Source organism: Cognatishimia sp. (assembly GCF_964229375.1).
Lineage (GTDB): Bacteria > Pseudomonadota > Alphaproteobacteria > Rhodobacterales > Rhodobacteraceae > Cognatishimia.
The window spans coordinates 1-16,628 of sequence record NZ_CAXREH010000046.1 but is presented as its reverse complement, the minus strand read 5'-3'; the positions used below and the strand labels follow the sequence as shown (position 1 = coordinate 16,628).

22 protein-coding genes are annotated in these 16,628 nt (G+C 60.2%); 2 read left to right on the top strand and 20 right to left on the bottom strand.

Annotated features, from left to right (window positions below):
* The 17 genes from ACEQWH_RS03575 to ACEQWH_RS03495 form a co-directional block, all read right to left on the bottom strand.
* Nucleotides 1-1,739, bottom strand: a 1,739-nt coding sequence (locus ACEQWH_RS03575; RefSeq protein WP_370228340.1) for a glycoside hydrolase TIM-barrel-like domain-containing protein, incomplete at its 3' end; no start/stop codon positions are given.
* A gap of 2 nt (nucleotides 1,740-1,741) precedes the next feature.
* Nucleotides 1,742-2,179 carry an NlpC/P60 family protein gene (locus ACEQWH_RS03570; protein WP_370228339.1) on the bottom strand — a complete coding sequence of 146 codons (438 nt, stop codon included), beginning with the start codon at nucleotides 2,177-2,179 and terminating at the stop codon, nucleotides 1,742-1,744.
* On the bottom strand, nucleotides 2,176-3,060 hold the full coding sequence (locus ACEQWH_RS03565) for a DUF2163 domain-containing protein (protein WP_370228338.1): 885 nt from the start codon (nucleotides 3,058-3,060) through the stop codon (nucleotides 2,176-2,178). The genes ACEQWH_RS03570 and ACEQWH_RS03565 overlap by 4 nt, the downstream gene beginning before the upstream one ends.
* On the bottom strand, nucleotides 3,060-3,692 hold the full coding sequence (locus ACEQWH_RS03560) for a TIGR02217 family protein (protein WP_370228337.1): 633 nt from the start codon (nucleotides 3,690-3,692) through the stop codon (nucleotides 3,060-3,062). Before ACEQWH_RS03560 ends, ACEQWH_RS03565 begins: the two co-directional genes overlap by 1 nt.
* An 8-nt stretch (nucleotides 3,693-3,700) precedes the next feature.
* Nucleotides 3,701-4,357: a phage tail tape measure protein gene (locus tag ACEQWH_RS03555; protein ID WP_370228336.1), complete on the bottom strand. Its 657-nt coding sequence runs from the start codon at nucleotides 4,355-4,357 to the stop codon at nucleotides 3,701-3,703.
* Nucleotides 4,350-4,538: a rcc01693 family protein gene (locus ACEQWH_RS03550; RefSeq protein WP_370228335.1), complete on the bottom strand. Its 189-nt coding sequence runs from the start codon at nucleotides 4,536-4,538 to the stop codon at nucleotides 4,350-4,352. Before ACEQWH_RS03550 ends, ACEQWH_RS03555 begins: the two co-directional genes overlap by 8 nt.
* A 4-nt stretch (nucleotides 4,539-4,542) precedes the next feature.
* Nucleotides 4,543-4,866: a gene transfer agent family protein gene (locus ACEQWH_RS03545; protein WP_370228334.1), complete on the bottom strand. Its 324-nt coding sequence runs from the start codon at nucleotides 4,864-4,866 to the stop codon at nucleotides 4,543-4,545.
* Nucleotides 4,867-4,869: 3 nt separating this feature from the next.
* Nucleotides 4,870-5,283, bottom strand: a complete 414-nt coding sequence (locus ACEQWH_RS03540; protein ID WP_370228333.1) for a phage major tail protein, TP901-1 family — start codon at nucleotides 5,281-5,283, stop codon at nucleotides 4,870-4,872.
* Between the two features lie 18 nt (nucleotides 5,284-5,301).
* Nucleotides 5,302-5,715 carry a DUF3168 domain-containing protein gene (locus ACEQWH_RS03535; protein WP_370228332.1) on the bottom strand — a complete coding sequence of 138 codons (414 nt, stop codon included), beginning with the start codon at nucleotides 5,713-5,715 and terminating at the stop codon, nucleotides 5,302-5,304.
* A complete protein-coding gene (locus ACEQWH_RS03530; RefSeq protein WP_370228331.1) occupies nucleotides 5,712-6,050 on the bottom strand; it encodes a head-tail adaptor protein in 339 nt (112 codons plus the stop codon). Before ACEQWH_RS03530 ends, ACEQWH_RS03535 begins: the two co-directional genes overlap by 4 nt.
* A complete protein-coding gene (locus ACEQWH_RS03525) occupies nucleotides 6,050-6,640 on the bottom strand; it encodes a head-tail connector protein (protein ID WP_370228330.1) in 591 nt (196 codons plus the stop codon). Before ACEQWH_RS03525 ends, ACEQWH_RS03530 begins: the two co-directional genes overlap by 1 nt.
* 152 nt (nucleotides 6,641-6,792) lie before the next feature.
* Nucleotides 6,793-7,974 carry a phage major capsid protein gene (locus ACEQWH_RS03520; protein ID WP_370228342.1) on the bottom strand — a complete coding sequence of 394 codons (1,182 nt, stop codon included), beginning with the start codon at nucleotides 7,972-7,974 and terminating at the stop codon, nucleotides 6,793-6,795.
* 24 nt (nucleotides 7,975-7,998) lie between these two features.
* Nucleotides 7,999-8,535 carry an HK97 family phage prohead protease gene (locus tag ACEQWH_RS03515; protein ID WP_370228329.1) on the bottom strand — a complete coding sequence of 179 codons (537 nt, stop codon included), beginning with the start codon at nucleotides 8,533-8,535 and terminating at the stop codon, nucleotides 7,999-8,001.
* An 11-nt stretch (nucleotides 8,536-8,546) separates the two neighbouring features.
* Nucleotides 8,547-8,768 (bottom strand): hypothetical protein, encoded by a 222-nt coding sequence (locus tag ACEQWH_RS03510; protein WP_370228328.1) that lies wholly within the window; start codon nucleotides 8,766-8,768, stop codon nucleotides 8,547-8,549.
* Nucleotides 8,761-9,915 (bottom strand): phage portal protein, encoded by a 1,155-nt coding sequence (locus ACEQWH_RS03505; protein WP_370228327.1) that lies wholly within the window; start codon nucleotides 9,913-9,915, stop codon nucleotides 8,761-8,763. Before ACEQWH_RS03505 ends, ACEQWH_RS03510 begins: the two co-directional genes overlap by 8 nt.
* A 123-nt stretch (nucleotides 9,916-10,038) precedes the next feature.
* On the bottom strand, nucleotides 10,039-11,409 hold the full coding sequence (locus ACEQWH_RS03500; RefSeq protein ID WP_370228326.1) for a DNA-packaging protein: 1,371 nt from the start codon (nucleotides 11,407-11,409) through the stop codon (nucleotides 10,039-10,041).
* Nucleotides 11,318-11,656: a hypothetical protein gene (locus ACEQWH_RS03495; protein ID WP_370228325.1), complete on the bottom strand. Its 339-nt coding sequence runs from the start codon at nucleotides 11,654-11,656 to the stop codon at nucleotides 11,318-11,320. The genes ACEQWH_RS03500 and ACEQWH_RS03495 overlap by 92 nt, the downstream gene beginning before the upstream one ends.
* 234 nt (nucleotides 11,657-11,890) lie before the next feature.
* On the opposite strand from ACEQWH_RS03495, the gene ACEQWH_RS03490 reads away from it, so the two are divergent.
* Together ACEQWH_RS03490 and ACEQWH_RS03485 are read left to right on the top strand one after the other, a co-directional pair.
* Nucleotides 11,891-12,316 carry a VOC family protein gene (locus ACEQWH_RS03490; protein ID WP_370228341.1) on the top strand — a complete coding sequence of 142 codons (426 nt, stop codon included), beginning with the start codon at nucleotides 11,891-11,893 and terminating at the stop codon, nucleotides 12,314-12,316.
* A 70-nt stretch (nucleotides 12,317-12,386) separates the two neighbouring features.
* The gene (locus tag ACEQWH_RS03485) at nucleotides 12,387-13,184 is read left to right on the top strand and encodes a siderophore-interacting protein (RefSeq protein WP_370228324.1); all 798 of its coding nucleotides are present in this window, start codon (nucleotides 12,387-12,389) and stop codon (nucleotides 13,182-13,184) included.
* Between the two features lie 15 nt (nucleotides 13,185-13,199).
* On the opposite strand, the gene mltG is transcribed toward ACEQWH_RS03485, so the two are convergent.
* From mltG to ACEQWH_RS03470, 3 genes are all read right to left on the bottom strand, one after another.
* Nucleotides 13,200-14,351, bottom strand: a complete 1,152-nt coding sequence (gene mltG / locus ACEQWH_RS03480; RefSeq protein ID WP_370228323.1) for an endolytic transglycosylase MltG — start codon at nucleotides 14,349-14,351, stop codon at nucleotides 13,200-13,202.
* A gap of 3 nt (nucleotides 14,352-14,354) precedes the next feature.
* On the bottom strand, nucleotides 14,355-15,611 hold the full coding sequence (fabF, locus tag ACEQWH_RS03475; RefSeq protein ID WP_370228322.1) for a beta-ketoacyl-ACP synthase II: 1,257 nt from the start codon (nucleotides 15,609-15,611) through the stop codon (nucleotides 14,355-14,357).
* A gap of 149 nt (nucleotides 15,612-15,760) precedes the next feature.
* Complete coding sequence (locus tag ACEQWH_RS03470) at nucleotides 15,761-16,504, bottom strand: HisA/HisF-related TIM barrel protein (RefSeq protein ID WP_370228321.1); 744 nt, start codon at nucleotides 16,502-16,504, stop codon at nucleotides 15,761-15,763.
* Nucleotides 16,505-16,628: the final 124 nt, after the last annotated feature.

Below are 16,628 nucleotides of genomic sequence, written 5' to 3'. Positions count from 1 at the left end.
CCCTCAACATTCGACATCAGATAGTCCAGATCATAGATCGAGCCCCAGCCCGCATCTGCATGATCCGCCCCATCGCGCCAATCGGACAGCGGCATGTAATTGTCGATCCCCACGAAATCGATATTCGCATCCGCCCAAAGCGCATCCAGATGAAACCACAGATCGCCAGATCCGTCCTGCGGATGACACCCGAAGTATTCCGACCAATCCGCTGCATAGCCAATTTTGACCTCTGGCCCAAGGATCGCGCGCACGTCTGCGGCCAGATCGATCAACTGGGTCACCGCAACAAACTCATCCAAAGCACCGCGAATCCAGGTCAAAGACCGCATTTCAGATCCGATGCAGAAACTTTCAACGCCCCCAGCCGCCGCGCAAAGCGCAGCCTGATGCAATATAAACCGACGATAGCGCCATTCATCCGGCCCGCTATAGGTCACGCTGTCGTCCGCAACTGAAAAATCCGACGCCTGCGCACTTCCAAAGAAATCAGCGACTTCGCCTGCTGCACTGACTGTCTGATCCGGGCTGCCGGGGCGGCCAGGTGCCTGAGACAGTGTGATCCGCCCACGCCACGGCAAAACGGGCTGATTATCCGCGTCGCTCCAGGGATCGGGCAAGCCATTGCCCGCGACCTGATCCATCAGGATGAACGGGTAGAACATCACCTCTTTGCCAAGTTCCCGCAAATGGCGGATCGCCTGGATCACGCTGGCATCGGCAGGCGTCCCGCCATAAAGCGGACGACCGTCTTCGCGCGGCACTTGCTGGGCATCGGCGCGTGCGACACCTGCGACCTCCCAGGCCAAAGACGTTTCAATATCGACAGCTTCGACCTTTGGGCGCACCTCGCACTGGCCACACCTAAGGTCATTGCCAAACCAACTCACCACCAATGACACCGCATCGCAATTCGGCAGCTCTTGTTCCAAAGTGGCCATCGAGGTTGCAAAATCCGTCAGGCCCGAAGGCGCGTTCATGTTGACGGCCCGCTGCGTTGCCACATCCTGTTGCACATAGACAGGTTCGGTCGCCAAAGCGTATTCCCCTGATCCCGGAATAAGCGCGACGGCTCGTGTACCAAAGCTCGGTTCAAAGGCCGCGCCATCCTGCGCCCGTGGCGAGGGGCGCGAGACTTCGAATGAGAACTGTGGTACACGATTGCCAAATCGCTCCAGCGCCAGATCCTCGAATACCACATAGGCCAAACCGCGATAGGCCGGGACGGCATTCATCCCCTCGACCGCTTCGATCTTGGGATCAGGCAGTTGCGTTTCGTTGCCCGTGTAAATCCGCATGTTCAGGTCTTGCAGCGCGATTTCCTCGCCATCCGCCCAAACCCGCGTGACACCCGAAATCTCGCCTTCGCACAGGCCAATCGCCAAAGAGACCGAATAGCTGAACGCCTGCACCGTTGGGCCAGAGGGCCGTCCCTTTCCGCCGCCCGAGGTTGTGACTGTCTCGGCAAATTCGGTGGCCCAGATCACGTGCCCCCCGATCCGTTGCTTTGCGAAAAGCCGCGCGATCGGCCGCCCCTCGCCGGTGCCGGTAATGCGATACCTGTCGATACGCCCGGTCTCTATGGTGCGCGACCCAGGCCCCATGATCCGCTGATCAATCGCATTTCCCAGAACCCCGCCAACAAAGCGCCCAATCGCCACAGCAGACAGCCCAGCAACCGAACCACCCACCATGCCTCCGACTGCGGCACCCGCAGCAGACAACAGCAAAGTCGCCATCCTTAATCCCTCTCTGGAAACGTAAACCGCGCCACAATACGGCGCGCCCAAGGCCTGCTCAGGGCGCTCTCTGTCACCGCATGACCGCTAAAGGCATGAATAAAACTTGCATCTTCACCGACACGACCCTGAATCCCAAGATGCTTGGCGACAGATCCCTCGCGCATGCGAAACAGCAGAACGTCGCCCTCTGAGGCGTCTCGAACAGGCACAGCCTGCAAATGGCGCATGGCCGCGCGCAGCAATTGCTCATCACGCGATGGCTCTGACCAATCAGGCGCGTAAAACGGCACGCGCGCAGGTTCATCACCATAAAGCGCGCGCCAGACCCCACGCACCAACCCCAAACAATCCGTGCCAGCGCCCTTCAGTGAGGCCTGATGCACATAAGGCGTCCCAACCCAACGCCGCGCCTCGGCCAGAGCTTGTGTCCCGATCATCGCCGCAAACTCCCGCCGGTATTCTGGCCGTTGTCACGCGGGCCAACCGTCAGCCAGTCTTCGCTAGGAATATCCGGAAACCCTCTGAAATTATGGTGATTTTGGAACTTCAAACGACAGGTCTCAAACCGCTTGTCGCAACCGGCCTGCACCCGCACCCTATCGCCCACACTCAAATCTGCCGGCAACGGCGCCCACAATTCGATGCGCCGTCTCTGCGTCTGACGGTCTTGCTTGATCAACCCAAACAGCCCCGATGCGGGCCCCGACACAACATCCAGCCGCCCCTTTGCAAACCAGCCGTCGTCAACACCATCCAAGGCCGCGAATTCGATGACGCGGTTGTCCTCAACACGCGTCACCTCAACCTCAAACTCAAAGCCACTGGTCGATGTCAGAAACCCGCACTGACCGTCACCCAGGACCGCAGAACAGGCACGCTGATAGAGCCGTCCAGTCGGCTGGTTCAACGCTTCGGTCAAGCCACGCAGCTCTGCCTGAAAAGCGCCCCCGGCCCGCCGGATTTCACCAATCGAGCCACGAAACAGCACGGCACGCTCATCAACATTCTGCCAGTTGACCAGCCAGGCCGTCACCTCTGCGCCATCAAACCTGCCGGCTGCGATATCCGCCTCGGAAATACCCGCGTCTCGCAAGGCTCCTAAGGCTTCGGAATTGTCCACCGACAAACCCGTCGTCTGTTCCAGAACCTGCGCCGTTAATCCGCTGTCGGCCTGAAAAACCGTGGCATCAAACGTCAAATCCCGGTCATGATCCGTAAATCCCAAGACCACACCATCCGTGCGCGCCACCCGCCAGCACCGCGCCATCGTTGTGTGTCCGGTCGCAAGATGCGCCAGAAGGCCGTCTGACACCCCCATCACACCCGCACCTCAATCACCGGAACATCGGGAACATCACCGGCCTGAAAGCTCGCGATGGACGTCTGAATGCGATCGGTCTCAAATCGGACAGGCACGTCGAACTCAAACCCCGCCGTCACCAGATCCTCAGGCCCCGGCGCTTGCGCCAGAACCACCACACCGCGCGTGACATCGACCTGAAACTGCACGCCTTCACTCTGTTGCGCATCGCCAACGCCAATCTTGACGCTGCCCACAACGGGTTTCGCGATGGGCCGCAGATACCGCTGATCGCCAGACACATAGGCTTTGGTCAGGGCAAATTCCGTGCGAACACCATCCCCGCGACCGATCTCTTGATCGCGAAAATCCACTTCGTCGCTTGGCAAGCAGCTTTTGAAATCCGCCCAGTCTTTCCAGCGAAACCCATGCATTTGCCCGCGCCGCGCCTCAAAGAAGGCCAACAGCACCGAAATATCATCCAACGACCGCAACCCAAGCCCCGCGTCATAGCGCCGACGGGCATGTGCCCAGGGCGTGTTGCGTTCCTCATGGCCATTGGCCAGCGTCACAATATCCGTGCGTCGCTCTGGTCCCCCCAACGAGCCGAAACTCAGACTCGTCGGAAACCGCACCTCATGAAATCCCATAACTCACCTCACATATTCCGCTGCCCGCGGCTGATCGCCCGGCTCACCTGCGCCGCGATCTGCCCTTGGCTACGCTGAAACCCCGCCACATCGGGCGTGCTCACATGAATCGAGATATTGATCGACGTGCCCGCGCTAGCTCGCACGCCCAGCTTGCCATCCGCGCCGCGCGCCAAGGGCATGATCGCCTCAGGCCCCGCTTCGCCCACCACCCCCATGCCACCGCGCATCGGGAAAGGTACCGGCCCGCTGACCACGCCGCCATTGGCAAACGGCATCACAGGCCCTTGCGAAAATGGCGCGCCATTCTCAAACGGCAGCACACCAAAAAGCCGCCCCACGCCCCCTGCCAGCATCGAGCCAAGGTGGTCCGCCACAGGATTAACTGCGGCACTGTAAGCCGTTGAAATCACGGAACTCACGATATTTTTCAGAGCGTCGCCCAGACTGTCGCCCTGCTTCACAACCCCGTCGATCGCACGGCGAAACCCGCGCTGCATACCGCGCTCAAACGTCGCTAAATCGCCGCCCACGTGCTGCAGGCCACCCCGCAGCCTTTGCAACTCGCCGTCAAAGCCTGCCACCATCTGACCCGCCTGCGCAGCAGACATCTCGACCGCCTCAAGCTGGCTCTCCAGATCGCCAAGGCTCTCCATCTCACTCATCAGATCTCTCCTCATCCGGATAGGCCGCCAGCAAAGCGTCCAGCTCGCCCCGCGCCATCGGCGCCACGCCAGCCGACTGCCCCAACATCAAGGCCAGTTCCGCCGGCGTCAGCGCCCAGAACTCTCGCGGCGTCAGGCGCAACCGCTGCACACCCGCGCGCAACAAAGCGGCCCAATCCATGCACCTATGCTGCGTCATCAGGCACCTGAAACGCCCGCGCCAAAAGCTGCGCCGCCACCTTCGCAGCCCCCATCGGCCCGCCTTCGATGTCTGCGGCCATCAGATCCGCCGGATCCCCACGCCAGCCACCACCACGCAAGCCAGCAACCAACAGCGCCAGGACATCACGCGAAGAAAACGCCCCGCCCTCAAAGCGCTCCACCAGATCGACCAAACCGCCCGCCTTCAGACCATCCTCAAGCTCGGCCAAAGCCCCCAATGTCAGCTTCAACACATGGCGTTGCCCATCCACGACCAAGGCCACCTCTCCGGTCCAGGGGTTCGCCATGTCCTAGGCCGCCACGAAGGTCAGCGCCCCCGCAGAGGCCAGCGACATCTCATAGCTCGCCTCACCGTTATAGCTCCCGGCATATTCCAAGGCCGTCACTTGAAAGGCCCCCTGCACGGTGCCAAAATCGGGGATAATCACCTGAAAGTCAGGGATCTCGCCGTCAAAAAAGATCTGCCGCGCCCGCTCGTCGGTACCTTCGTCCTTGAAAACACCAGATCCCGAAATCGCGGCCGTCTTGACGCCAGAGCCTGACAACAACTCGCGCCAGCCTCCGGTGCTGTCCAGCGAGGTCACATCCACCGTATCTGCATTGAAACTGATGCGCGTGGCCCGCAGGCCTGCGATGGTCTGAAACGTCCCATCGCCCAGCATATCCACGCGGATCAGTAAGTCTCTTCCGTTCTGAGCCGGCATCGCCGCGCCTCCTTTTGATTAAATCCCATCCTCAACCCGCGCCCCAAAACGCAGATCAATCCGCCGCAGGTTCGCCGCTTCTTCACGGCTCGCCACGGCGCGCTCAAAACGCAGCGCCACCAAGGTGCCGCGCACAAGCGTCAGGTCTGCATTGTGCAAGGCGTCGCTGATCGCCACGGCGACGCCTTTGGCGGTTGCAAAGCCTGACACGTCCGACACCACCGACACCGTCACACGATGTGCGGCCCCGACGCCCGTTTTGTCCGATTGATCGACGGCCACCTCTGGTCCCAAGGTCACATAGGTCGCAGGGATCACCCCGCCCGGCACCTCGTCATAGACCGCCGTCCCCACAAGCGCGCTCACGCCCGCATCCGCCAACAGCGCCTGATAGATCGCGCTTTGCAGTGCCACTGACACGCCGTAACTCATGCCGCCACCTCTTCGCGCGCGAAACAGGTCAGATAGCGTCCCGCCGCGTCCTGATCCGCCACGGCAACGATCCGAAACAGCCGAACACCGTCCCGAAACCTCTGCCCCGGCATGGGCCGCGCCGCTTCACCAACCGGCAAAGCCCGCACGGTTATGCGATAGTCCACCCGCGCAGCCCCCACAGCCTCACGCTCCCGATCGCGTCCGGTGCGCGGTTTCACCTCGGCCCAAAGCGTTCCCAAAACCGTCCAGGTTTCAGAAAACCCGCCCGCGCCATCCGCAACCTGCTCTGGTGCTTCCAAGGCCAGAACCCGGTTCAAATTCGGCAGCCCCATCACACAGCCCTCGCACCAATGCGCATGGGCCGAAATCGTTCAATCAGGCTGGTGACGCCAAACGGCATACAGCCTCGCGCCAACGCGGTCTCATTGCGATATTCATAGTAATGCGCAGCCAACAGCATCACAGCCTGCTGCAAATCCGCAGGCACATCCGCCCAGCCCCCAAAGCCCGCCGTAAACGCCACAATAGCCTCGCCTGAGCCGATATTTGGCAACAATGCGCCAACCGCACGCAGCTTTGGCGCATGCTGGTCAAACTCCAACCGATAGCGCGCCGCCTGCACCACCGTCTCAGCGCCGGTCAGATCCCGCAACGCCACGTGCGTAACACTCGAAACCGGCGCACGGGGCAACACCTGAACACGCGCGTCCGACCATTCAGCCACCGTCAGTTCAAACCCACGCGCTATCAAAACCTTGCTGATCCGCGCTTCCACAGCCGCCAGCGCCGCCCGCAAATACCCCTCAAGAACCGCATCCTGCAGCGTTTCATCGCCAAACCCGGTCCCCAGCCGCAAATGCGCGCGCAACGCCGCCAATGGCAAATCCGCCACTGCGACAGATCCCGTTTCCACCAAATTCATCTGATGTCTCCGCTTAAAAAGATCCTCAAGGCTCCCCTCCGCAACGGGCGCGCGCCGCGCGTCGCTCTGTCGGAGGGGAGCTGCCAGATCACGCGCACCCGGCGCACGCCCTGACGTGGTGGCCCGACACCCCCACGCCGCTTCACTGCCCGTTAAGAGACAGCGAACCGCAAAAGCTTGATCGCCGCGAAATCACTCACATCACCGCCCACACGTTTGGTCGCATAGAAAAGCACATGCGGTTTTGCCGAGAACGGATCACGCAGAACCCGCAGATCAGGACGTTCCGCAATCGTGTAACCACGCGAGAAATCACCAAAGGCAATCGCATCCGCACCGCTCGCGATATCCGGCATATCTTCGGCCACCAGCACCGGATACCCCAGCAGACGCGCAGGCTCGCCCGCCGCCAGACCATCCGACCACAAAAAGCGCCCATCCGCATCCTTCAACTTGCGCACTGCGCCCGCCGTGCGGGAATTCATCACAAAGGTGCCATTGGCGCGATACTCCGCCCCCAACGCATAGACCAGATCGATCAGCTCGTCGGGGCCGTTAAAGGCACCATCCGCGCCCGTCGCCACATATCCCAGATTGCCCCAGCTCCAGGAGGCATCATCTACGGCCGTGTGGTTCAAAAAGCCCGTTGGCTTATCCACCCCGTCACCGCTCACAAAGGCCGCCGCCTCAGAACGCGCAAACTTGTCGGCAATCCGGCCCGCAAGCCAGCCCTCAACGTCAAACGCCGTGTCATCCAGCAAGCGCTGCGACGCCTTTGGCAGCGCCGAAAGCTCGTTCAGCGGGATCGCAATGCGCTCAATCGCGGGCGTCGAGGTTTCCGTGGTATCCGCCACCTCGGTGGCCCAACCCGCTCCGGCTTCCGAACGGTCAATCAGCACATCAAAGGACGTCGCTTCGACCTGCACCACATTGGCAATCGCTCGGATCGACGCCGTCGACGTCAGAACGGATGCAATCGCCTCCGACGTCACCGGATCCACCAGATACCCACCGTCAGAATTCACCACCGTGGACAGCGCTTTCTCTTCCAGCTCCAGCCCACGCAGCCCATCATCATCACCCGTGCGCAAATAAGCCGCCATCGCCTTTTGATGCGGCGCAAACTCTTCTGCAGCCGTGCTCAACGCGGGACGCGCACCCGCAACCATCTTTCGTTCCAAAACCATCATTCGCTCTTCCTGCTTTGCCAATTTCGCTTTCAGATCCCCCTGAAAGCCCTTGAATTCGCGTGCAAAACCCGCAACGCTCGCCGTCATTTCCGCAATCGGAGACAGATCTTCCCCGCCCCGAGACTTCGCCTCAGCCATTTCAATTTCCCTTTTTGAATTTGCGGCGGCCTAGCCCGCCATCTCCTGCCGCGCAGCCTCGATCGCCGCCGTCATGTCCCTGATATCTGCCACAGCCAGCCCGTCGGCCTTTGCCGCGACCCGCGCCTCAGGCAGCATCGGAAATGTCACCAAAGACACTTCCCACAGTTCCACCTCTACCAAGCGTCGCGTACCGCCCTCTTTGGTCGCCTGTTTGGTGCGATAGCCAATCGACAGCCCATCGATCGCCCCCGCCTCAATCAGCGCCATTGCCTCACGCCCCTGCGCTACATCCACCAGTAGACGCCCCTTCACATAAAGCCCACGCGCGTCCTCACGCACCTCATCCCAGACCCCAATCGGACGCGCCGGATCGTGCTGCCACAGCATCTTTACAGAGCGCCCACGCACCTGAAGCTGTGCCAATGACGCGCCGTAAGCCCCGGCCGCCACCACATCACCGCCCTGATCAGGCACGTCAAACAGAGACGCATATCCCGCAATCACCGCACCGTCTTGCACCTCAAGCCCCGCGCCGAACTGCATAAATTTCCGCTCCAACTCCATCGCCATCCCCTTTACGGCAGCTGCAAAAGCGAACTAAACGCCTGCGCCAAAATCACCCCGACCACACCGTAGACTGTCAGCCATAGCCGCTTCTCCAGCCGCTCAATCAAGGCCTCAATCCGGTCCAGCCGCTTGTTCAAACTCTCAAACTGCAAATGCGCCACCCGCTCATGCGCTTCCAGCCGCAAGGCCGGCGCACATTCAAATGCCTCAAACCCAAACCGCTCACTCATGCACGGCCTCTGATGGCAGTCCCAGCATCTGCCGCTTCTCCGCCGCGCTCAGAAAATCCGCGCCCATCACCCGCGCCCATTGCGCATCCCGTTCTGCACTCAGCGCTGTCACCTGATCCAGATCCGGTCGCACCCCCAGGCGCTCTCCGGACATCTCTGAAAGCCACCCCGCAACCCGCGCCAGAACCCGCGTCGCCAAAGGCAAAACCGTAAGGCGGAAAAACGCCCGATGCGCTTCTTGATAGTTGGCATAGGTCGCATCCCCCGGGATCCCCAACAACATCGGCGGCACCCCAAAGGCCAAAGCTATCTCACGTGCTGCCGCCTCTTTGGTCTTTTGAAACTCCATGTCGGATGGCGAAAACCCCATCGGCTTCCAATCAAGCCCGCCTTCCAGCAACATTGGCCGCCCCGCATTGCGCGCGCCCTGATGATGCATCTCCATCTCGCCCACCAAGCGGTCATATTGGTCAGAGGTCAGCGAACCCTGCCCATCTGCCGATTTATAGACAATCGCCCCAGAAGGCCGCGCCGCATTGTCCAACAGCGCCTTAGACCAGCGCGACGCCGCCCCATGCACATCAATCGCCGTGGCCGCCGCCTGAAGCGGTGAAAACCCATAGTGATCGTCCTGCGGATGGAAATTCCGCACATGCAACACACGCCCCAAAGCCGCATCAAACCGATGTTTGCGCCCGCCAACGCTGTATTCATACCCCGCAGGCCAGCCATCCGCCCCGGGCACCACCCGCATCCGGTCAGAGCGCAACACATGCAGCTCAACAGGCAACCCCTCTTGCCCGACCGCTTCGACATAGCCATCGCCCGCCAGCAAAAGCTGCGCATAAAGCGCCTCAAGCAGCTCGGCCCGCCCCTGCGCCACATTCGGCCGCGCCAGCAGATCCTGCACCGGATGCACCGCAAACTCCCCCACGGCACCATCCATCACCAACGGCAAGGCCGAGGCCGCTTCTGCAATCATCTTCACACAGCGATAGCCAACTGGATTGCCCGCAAAACCCGTCTTGGTCAAAGACACAACATCCCGCGGACTCCAGGCCACACGGCCGCCACTGGCATAGGCCACCACCGGCGCCGTCGCGCTTGCCTTCTGCTCTGGGGCTTGGCGGCGTAGAAATTCAAACATCTGAGACCCTCGCTGTCTTTGACGAGGATCACTTTCCCAAAAACCTTTTAAATCTCCCTCACACCGCCGCCCGCAGACAAAGCAACACCGGTTTCACCTTGTCTCAAATACTCAATTTTACGCTCACAACGCTCGCACCGCTGGCCGCCGCCACGCCTTGCTTGCCTCAAGAACGACCTCATGCAGCCCCCAAACCAGCGCATCCACCCGATCTGGCGAGCCTTGCCCCTGAAAGCCTGCCACCGTCATCAAACACATCTGATCCTCGAGCTTATCCAACCCGCTCATATGCGCCACGCGGCCCTGTTCATACAACGCCGCCACGGGCTCGGCCCGCGCCGACTTGCCAACCCGCGCATGAACGGCTTTAAACGCCACCAGCGGATCCACCTGGCGCACCACCGATTGCACCAGATCGCCACCCTGATTGACCTCAGCCACCATCAGATCCGCCTCCCACCGCGCCATCGCTGCAATCGCGGCCTCGGCCCACCAAACCGGAGAGCACCCCTGCACCGAGGCATCCTCCAACACCACAGCCCGCCAGTCCTGCACCGGCCCTTCCGTCATGGCCCCCACCACCACGATGCCACAGGTGTCGGCCTTTGCCCCCGTAGACACGGGCGGATCGACCGCAACCACCACGCGGCTAAGCGCACCGGGCATATCCACCCGCGCGCGCTCCAGCACCTGCCGTGACCACAGCGCCCCCTCGACGTCTTCCAGGATTTCCCCATCCAGCTCCTGCCGCCCCAAAGCTGACGTGCCATACCGCGCCCGCACTTCGCTTAGGAAACTTGCCGCCAGATTTGCCGCGTTCGCCTCGGTCGCAGCTTTTGTCACCACCGTGCTGTCCAGCGCCAAAATCTCTTTCAAAACCGCGACATTGCGCGGCGTGGTCGTCACCACCTGCCGGGGATGCTCGCCCAGCCTTAACCCGAACTGCACCATATCCCAGGTCTCGCGCGCCTTGGGCCATTTCGCCAACTCGTCGACCCAACAGGCATCAAACTGCGGCCCCCGCAAACTCTCGGGATCAAAGGCCGAAAACACCTGCGCCACCGCGCCATTTGGCCACTCCAGCATCTTGCGCGCGCCATGCCATTTGGGCCGACGATCTGGCGGCGAGCAGGCCAATATCCCGCTCTCACCGAAAATCATCACCTCTCGTGCCTGATCCATCGTTTCACCGACCAGTGCCACCCGCCGCGCGATCCCGGTATCAAGCGGACCTGCCCCTTCGACCATCGCGCGGACCCACTCTGATCCAGCCCGCGTCTTGCCAGCTCCGCGTCCGCCTAAAATCACCCAGGTCTTCCAGGCGCCCTCCGGCGGCAGTTGATGCGCCAAGGCCCAGAACTCAAACAAAAAAGGGAGAGCCAAAAGCTCTCCCTCGGTCAACTCACTCAGGAACCTCTCCTGCGCCGCAACATCTTCGCAAGCGAGCCAACCGGCAGCCGATCGTAGCTCTGGCCGCCTCAAGGTCGAGGGCATATCCCTGCGCCACGCCTTCTTTTCGTTTTGCCCGTTCTTCAAACCTAGCCTCCGTTTCCATCGCCAGTTTGGACCAGTTGCGGATCTCTGCCAGCAGCTTGGCAGCCTCTTTGATCGCTGCTGGATCGCCCTCCATGACCTCATCCTCCATCAAAGCCAACAGCTCCGTCAGATAGGTCATCGTGCGGCGAACCTGCTCGATCTCCGCGTCTAGCCCCGCCTCATCAGGCGGTTGTTCGTCTGTCATATGTGTCGCCTCTCATGCAAAGTTCCCCCTCCACACGAGCGAAATTGGACGCAACATCAGGCCAAGCCTGCGTCATGCACCAATCTCTCCAGCATGAAAAATCCTTACACAGATCAGAGTGAATGTCAATTTTCCGCATGATAACAGACAGTTAATGGCAAGGCCTGCAGATGCGCAACGATGGGCTGGCTGTTGGGCACAGGCTGACGTAGGCTCTTGGAGAAAGGTATTGTGATGATTTCATATGTGACCATCGGCTCAAACGATATTCCCCGCTCCAAACGGTTTTTCGCGGCCTTCCTTCCTGCTTTGGGCTATCAGTTTTCCGAGGGCGCAGATGGTCTTAGCTATACCTATCCAGTGCCAGACGGCCTGCCACTGCAACCCGACTTCTATGTGAAACCACCCTTTAACGGCCAAAGCGCGACCAACGGAAATGGCGCAATGGTCGCGTTCGAGGCCAGCTCACAAGCAGAGGTTCGTCGCCTTCACGCCGCCGCATGTGAGGCTGGCGGCACAGATGACGGCGCTCCCGGGTTCCGGCCTGACTATGGCGCAAGCTTCTTTGTCGGCTATCTGCGCGATCCGGACGGCAACAAAATCGCCCTGTTCTCCAGCAACCCAAACGACCCCAGCCGAGACGATCCACCCGCGGCCTAAACGAAACCCTCTTGCAATTTCACAGCCGGACTCCTATTTCCGATTAAATCAATCAGGTAATAGGTTCCCCATGAATATTCCCTTTCTCAAACCCAAGACATCCGGGCCTCGTGTCTTAACCGTTAAGGCTGCATGGCATCTGACACCCCATATGATCCGCGTGACATTTGCCGGTCCGGAAATCGACAGCATCAGACCGGGCTGCGAAGGGGCAAATTGTAAACTGATGATGCCCGAGGTTGGGGAAACGCGCACAGAGTTTGAAACGCGATTGGCCTCCGGTGAAAAAGTGACTCGACGCACCTACACCGTGCGCCACCTGCGCGCGGATGTGCAAGAAATGGACATCGACTTTGTCGACCACGGCAATTCGGGCCCTGCATCCGCTTGGGCCAACCGTGCGCGCCCCGGCGACTTTATCGGCTTTGCAGGCCCCGGCCCCGTCAAGGTCGCGGATTATGACGCAGACTATTACCTCGTGGCGGCGGACTCCTCAGCCATCCCCGTGGCCGCAGCCACACTCGAGGCCATGCCGCGCGACGCCAAAGGCATCGCCATTTTCGAAGTCCCGTCCGAGGCTGACCGACAAGAGATTGACGCCCCCAAAGGCATCGACATGCGCTGGCTCATCCATGCCGTACCAACGCAATCGTCTCCAGCACAAGAAGACCTCATCCGCTCGCTCAACTGGCCCAGCGGCAAAGTCCAAACCTGCATCGCCGGAGAGTCTGGCGTCATCAAATCCTTGCGCGGCTACCTGAGAACCGAAAAACAGATCCCCAAGGAAAACCTTTATATTTCAGGATATTGGAAAATCGGGCTGATCGAAGACGAGCACCAAGCCATGAAACGCGCCGAGGCCACCTAGCCCCGGCGCGCGCCATCAATTGTTGTTGCGCTCACGTTCAATCTTACGCCACGCTGCCACGTTACGATTGTGCTCGTTCAGCGTTTTCGCAAAGGCGTGACCACCGGTGCCATCCGCAACAAAATAGATGAAGTCGGTTTCGTCCGGATTGGCCGCCGCCTCAAGGCTTGCGCGGCCCGGATTGGCGATCGGCGTGATCGGCAGCCCGTCAATCGTATAGGTGTTCCAAGGCGTGTCACGGCGCAGCTCGCTTTGACGCAGCCCCCGCCCCAGCGTGCCTTGCCCCTGTGTGATGCCATAAATCACCGTCGGGTCTGTCTGAAGGCGAATGCTGCGGTTCAGGCGATTGGTAAAGACACTTGCCACCACACCACGTTCTTCGGCGACGGCCGTTTCTTTCTCGATGATGGACGCCAAAATCAGCAGGTCGTGCTTAGAGGTCAACGGCGTATTCGGATCCCGCGCCTCCCAGGCTGCATCCAACAGCCGTGTTTGCGAGGCCTCCATACGGTCCAGTACCGACTGCACGCTGTCACCAACACTGACCTCATAGCTGTCGGGGGCAAGCACGCCCTCAAGTGGCACCGCGGCATCTCCGCTGAGAACCTCGATTGCTTTAAGCGTTTCAACCACTTGCCAGCTTGTGACCCCTTCGGCCAACGCCACGCGATACCGCGTATCGGCTTGTCCGCGCACTTGGGTATAGGCCGCAGGCACCTCTTCGTTTGCAGGGTTGAAACTGACGACTTCTGCAAACCGGTTGGTCGACGGATCCATTTCCCGCACTTGAATGGCTGCACGTGTCACGCCAATGCGATAGACCACTTCGGTGCCACAAGTGCTGGCACCGCCGCGGGTGACGATGTCGGCAATCTCGGCCATCGACGCGCCTTCTGGGATCAGAAACGCACCGGCTTTCAGCTTGTTGGCTTTGTCCGTGTAATCAACGCCTACGCGAAAGATTGACCCGTTGCTCAGCGCGCCCCGGGTTTCCAGCGTGTCAGACACCCGCCGCATCGTGCTGCCGGGTGCCACGCGCAAACACATCGCCTCGGCCAACGGCCCTTTGGCAGTATATTGCGCCTGCCCCCAAAGGATCACCCCTCCGAAAAGAAACAGTGCCACGATCAGCATCGTGAACCCATTGGACGCAATGGACCGCCACATGGCTTAGACCTTTCCGAACAGAACCGACGCGTTGGTGCCGCCGAACCCGAAAGAGTTGGACAGCGCGACGTCGATCTTCCGCTCGACTTTAGCGTTCGCCGCCAGATCCAGTTTGGTTTCAACCGCTGGGTTGTCCAGATTGATGGTCGGCGGAGCCACCTGATCGCGGATCGCAAGGATCGAGAAAATGGCCTCAATCGCGCCCGCAGCCCCAAGCAGGTGCCCTGTCATGGATTTCGTGGACGACATGGTGGCATTGGCCGCCGCATCCCCCATCATACGCTCAACCGCACCCAATTCGATGCTGTCGGCCATGGTCGATGTGCCATGCGCGTTGATGTAATCAATCGCAGATGGCTCAAGCCCTGCATCTTTAAGCGCTGCACGCATAGACCGCTCACCGCCTTCACCATCCTCAGATGGCGCCGTGATGTGATAAGCATCGCCAGACAGGCCATAGCCCAGAACTTCGGCATAGATCTTCGCGCCGCGTGCTTTGGCGTGTTCATAGTCTTCCAGAACAACAATACCCGCGCCTTCGCCCATGACGAAACCGTCACGATCCGCATCATAAGGCCGGCTTGCCGCCTGAGGATCATCCGCACGTTTGGTCGACAATGCTTTACAGGCGTTGAAACCAGCGATCCCGATCTCACAGATTGCCGCTTCCGCGCCCCCTGCAATCATCACATCCGCATCGCCATTTTTGATCAGACGAGACGCATCGCCAATCGCATGCGCGCCTGTGGAACAGGCCGTCACCACCGAATGGTTCGGTCCTTTAAAGCCATAGCGGATCGACACCTGACCCGAGATCAGGTTGATCAGCGCGCCCGGAATAAAGAACGGAGACACCCGACGTGGGCCGCGCTCTTTGATCATCACGGCAGTATTTGCGATCGAATTCAAACCACCAATGCCAGAACCGATCATCACACCGGTGCGCAGCAGGCTTTCTTCGTCTTCAGGCGTCCAACCCGCATCGCGCACGGCCATTTCGGCGGCGGCGATACCGTAGAGGATAAAATCATCCACCTTGCGGCGCTCTTTGGGTTCCATCCAATCATCAGAATTGAATGTGCCATCCTTGCCATCGCCCAATGGAACTTCGCAGGCATATTTTGTGGTCACGGCCGAGGCATCAAACCGCGTGATCGGCCCTGCTCCGGACTGACCGTCCAGAATCCGAGACCAACTCTCTTCGACACCACTTGCCAATGGTGTGACCAACCCTAATCCGGTGACGACGACGCGACGCATATTGCTGCCCTTTCCTCTGGTCTTTTCACGGTCATACCGTGCCTTTCGGGTTGTGAGCAAGCCCAACCGAGGGCCAAGCGGCCTTTGAGCAAAAGAAATGCAAACGGCCACCCGCAAGGATGGCCGCATTTTGCCGATTTACGCGAAAATCAGATGAATTCCGCCTTTGGCTCTGGCACGGGCTGCGCAATTTGCAGCGCTTCGCCCAAATCAACGTCTTTCGCAAACAGCGCCTTACCAACCAGTGTGCCGGCAATATTGGACACATATTTCAGGCGCGAAATGTCATCGGTCGTATGCACTGTGCCGCGGGCAACCACCGGATGCCGTGTCGCCGATGCGACACCCGAAATCACGCCCAACTGCCCGTCCTGATCACCAATATCCGCATCAATATCGGTGACAATAATCCCCGACAAAGGCACGTCTTCATAAGCGCTGACAAAGGCCTCGGGCTCCAGCGCCCCCGCGTTGCGCCAGCCATCTGTCATGAGCTTGCCCTGAAAGACGTCAATGGCGACCGAGATCTGGTCGGGATAGCGCATTGCCATTTCCTTTACCGTCGCAGAATCCTGCACGGCCAGAGTGCCCACCACGACGCGCCCCGCACCTCGATCAATCCAGCTCTCGATGTTTTCGCGGGTGCGAATGCCACCCCCAAGCTGCACAGAGGCCCCGGCCTTCAGAATGATCTCTTGCACCAACTCGGCATTGTCGCCTGTGCCAAAGACCGCATCCAGATCCGTGACGTGAATCCAACGCGCGCCTGCTTCGACAAAGCTCTGAACCGTATCGATGGGGTCAACGTGCCAATAGCTCGCCTCTTCCTCGCGCCCACGATACAACGTCGCGCATTTTCCGTCTTTGAGTTCAATCGTCGGGTAAATAATCATACCAACCTCGTAATCCACACAACATCAGGGTCCGCCCGATGAGCCCTCTGTGACAGTCTATCACGGGTTGTACTTTTCAGAAATCGTCGTTTCAAATCCAGTTCCCGCCATGCCGCTGCATGGG